The sequence below is a fragment of the Hydrogenimonas sp. genome (assembly GCF_029933015.1).
Classification (GTDB): domain Bacteria; phylum Campylobacterota; class Campylobacteria; order Campylobacterales; family Hydrogenimonadaceae; genus Hydrogenimonas.
In genome coordinates this window covers 1-3,078 of record NZ_JAOZOZ010000109.1, presented here as the reverse complement: position 1 = coordinate 3,078, position 3,078 = coordinate 1, and the positions used below count along the sequence as shown (strand labels likewise).

At 59.9% G+C, this 3,078-nt stretch carries 3 protein-coding genes; 1 reads left to right on the top strand and 2 read right to left on the bottom strand.

What is annotated here, in order from left to right; translation table 11 throughout:
• Together Q1K23_RS07360 and Q1K23_RS07355 are read right to left on the bottom strand one after the other, a co-directional pair.
• The coding region (locus Q1K23_RS07360) for a NifS family cysteine desulfurase (RefSeq protein WP_300363498.1) at positions 1-1,217 on the bottom strand (1,217 nt) is incomplete at its 3' end.
• Positions 1,218-1,240: 23 nt separating this feature from the next.
• A complete protein-coding gene (locus tag Q1K23_RS07355) occupies positions 1,241-1,447 on the bottom strand; it encodes a hypothetical protein (protein ID WP_300363497.1) in 207 nt (68 codons plus the stop codon).
• Between the two features lie 210 nt (positions 1,448-1,657).
• Here Q1K23_RS07355 and Q1K23_RS07350 point away from each other — a divergent pair.
• The coding region (locus tag Q1K23_RS07350) for a SulP family inorganic anion transporter (RefSeq protein WP_300363496.1) at positions 1,658-3,078 on the top strand (1,421 nt) is incomplete at its 3' end.

Below are 3,078 nucleotides of genomic sequence, written 5' to 3'. Positions count from 1 at the left end.
TGTGTCGCGCAGCTTTCGCCGTCGCCCTGCTTGTCCTTCATATGCTCGGGCATATAGGCGTAGGTGCTCGAAATGCTTCGCAGACGCTCCACCGCCTTCTTGAAGACGTCGATCGTATAATCGATCTCCTCCTGGGTCGTGAAGCGGCTGAGGCTCAGCCGTACCGCCGTATGGGCCAGTTCGTTGTCGGCTCCCACGGCCATCATGATCGGGTTGGCCTCCAGATCCTCGCTGGCGCAGGCGCTTCCCGTGCTGGCGGCGATGCCGGCGCGGTTGAGATCCCAGAGCATCGCTTCGCCCTCGACACCGCGGACCGATACCAGAATCGTGTTGGGTGTACGGTTGTCGCGGGGCCCGACGCTGTAGATGTCGGGAAGCTCCAGAATCGCGTCTTCGAGCCTGTCGCGCAGACGGCGCACATGCTCCTCTTCGAACTTCAGATAGTAGGTCGCCAGCTCCATCGCCTTGCCCATGCCGACGATACCGGGAACGTTCAGGGTGCCCGAACGGCGTCCGCCCATATGCTCTCCCCCATGCAGCAGCGACGTGAGCGGATGACCGTTTCGGATATAAAGGCCGCCGACCCCTTTGGGACCGTGGAACTTGTGGGCCGAGAAGCTCATGAAGTCGACCCCGGCGCGGATGACGTCGACGGGGATCTTGCCCACCGCCTGCACACCGTCGGTATGCAGCAGCACACCCCTCTCCTTGCAGACCTCCGCGATCTGCTCGATCGGGAAGATGGCTCCCGTCTCGTTGTTGGCCCACATGATCGACACGAGCGCCGTCTTGTCGGTGATGAAATCCCTTACCGTATGGGCCTCGACGATGCCCTCACTGTTGACCGGCAGGTAGGTGACGCGCACGCCCTGCTCCTCGAGCCAGCGGCAGACCGCCGTGACGGAAGGATGCTCCACCTCGGTGGTGATGATGTGATCTTTCTCGCCGTTTCGGATCAGATCGAACCAGACCCCTTTGAGGACCCAGTTGTTCGATTCGGTGGCGCAGGAGGTGACGACGATGTCGTCTTCGTCCCGGGCGCCGATCGCCTCGTACATCTGATCCATCGCCTTGCGCAGAGCCGGATGGCTCGCCGTACCGAAGTCGTGGAGCGAGTTGGGATTGCCGTAGATCTCCGTGAAGTACGGGTCCATCGCCGCTTTGACTTCGGGGTCGACCATCGTGGTCGCGTTGTTGTCGAGGTAGACTTTCATCATGATAATAACTCCCAATTTCTAAATCAGACAATTTTTGTCTTAATTAACTGGGAGCATGGTAAATCAATTTTGTTTAAGGTTGGCTTAATTTGATTTTCTAATAGACCAAAGAGAGGCATGGTAGTCAAGGAGCCCAGGGCGAAGCCGTTTGGCTTCACCCCGTGACGACTCAGTACGCTTTCACTGCCAAAAAGCAAAGCAAAAGCAGTACCAAGAGCAACCATCGCCACATGACGGACTCCTTGGGTAGTTTCGGCCCGACATAAAAAAAGGCCGATGGGTCATGACTCCCACCGACCATGTCGGGCCTTCAACTACCCAATAATGTTGCTCGATCAAATTATACCATAAAGGCCATGGCACTTTAAGGGCGATTCTCCTATAATCACGCGCTATTTCCATAACTTACTTTAGATTAGAACCCATCCAAAGGTTTTTCCATGTTCGCACAGCTTCTTAGAGCCTACTCCGGCCACAGCGTCAAAAACGACGTCCTTTCCGGCGCCGTCGTCGCCATCGCGCTGGTCCCCGAAGCGATCGCCTTTTCGCTGATCGCGGGCGTGAGTCCCCTGGTGGGCCTCTACACCGCCTTTCTGCTGGGGCTGATCACGGCGCTTTTCGGCGGCAAGCCGGGCATGATCAGCGGCGCCACCGGCAGCGTCGCGGTGGTGATGGTCTCCCTGGTGGCGACCCACGGGGTCGAGTATCTCTTTTTCGCCACGGTACTGACGGGACTCATCCAGGTCGCCTTCGGCCTCTTCAGGCTCGCCAAATTCATCCGCCTGGTGCCCCAGCCCGCGATTCTGGGATTCGTCAACGGCCTGGCCATCGTCATCGCCCTGGCCCAGCTGCCGATGTTCGAGGGCGAGGGTCCGATCATGTATATCCTGGTCGCCCTGACGATGGCGACGATGGTGATTCTGCCGCGCTTCACCAAGGCGGTCCCGGCGGGGCTGGTGGCCATCGTGGTGCTGAGTGCCGTCACCGTCCTCTTCGACCTGGATACCAAGCGGGTCGCGGATCTGGGCTCCATCGCCGGCGACCTGCCCAGCTTCCACTGGCCCGATGTACCGCTCAGCTTCGAAACGTTCAAGATCGTTCTCCCCTACGCCGCCGTCATGGCCGCCGTGGGGCTCATCGAAAGCCTGCTGACCCTCTCGGTACTGGATGAGATGAGCGGCGAAAAGGGCAACGCCAACAAAGAGGCCGTGGCTCTCGGCGCTGGCAACGCCACCTGCGGTGTGTTCGGCGGCATGGCCGGATGCGCCATGATCGGCCAGAGCATCATCAACTTCACCTCCGGCGGACGGGGACGCCTCTCGGGCGTGACGGCGGCGGTGCTGCTGATCCTCTTCGTCGTCTCTCTCAGCGACCTGATCGGACAGATCCCGATCGCGGTGCTGGTGGGCATCATGTTCATGGTGAGTGTCGAGACCTTCGAGTGGGCCAGCCTCGACCGCATCCGCAAGATGCCCAAAACCGACGCCTTCATCCTCGCCACCGTCACGATCGTCACGATCTTCACCGACCTGGCGATGGCCGTCATCATCGGCGTCATCATCTCGGCCCTGGTCTTCGCGTGGCAGCACGCCAGAGTCTATACCCGCACCTACATCGAGGGCGACCGCAAGATCTACGAGTTCGACGGCCCCCTCTTCTTCGGCTCGGTACAGGGGTTTCTGGACCAGTTCGACGTCGCCAACGATCCCGACGAAGTGGTCATGGACTTCAAACGGGCACGGGTCATGGACAGTAGCGGCGTCGAGGCGATCGACAAGATCACCAAGCGCTACGAAGAGGCGGGCAAGAAACTGACGATCCGGCATCTGAGCGAAGACTGCAAGAAGCTCCTCAAGGCCGC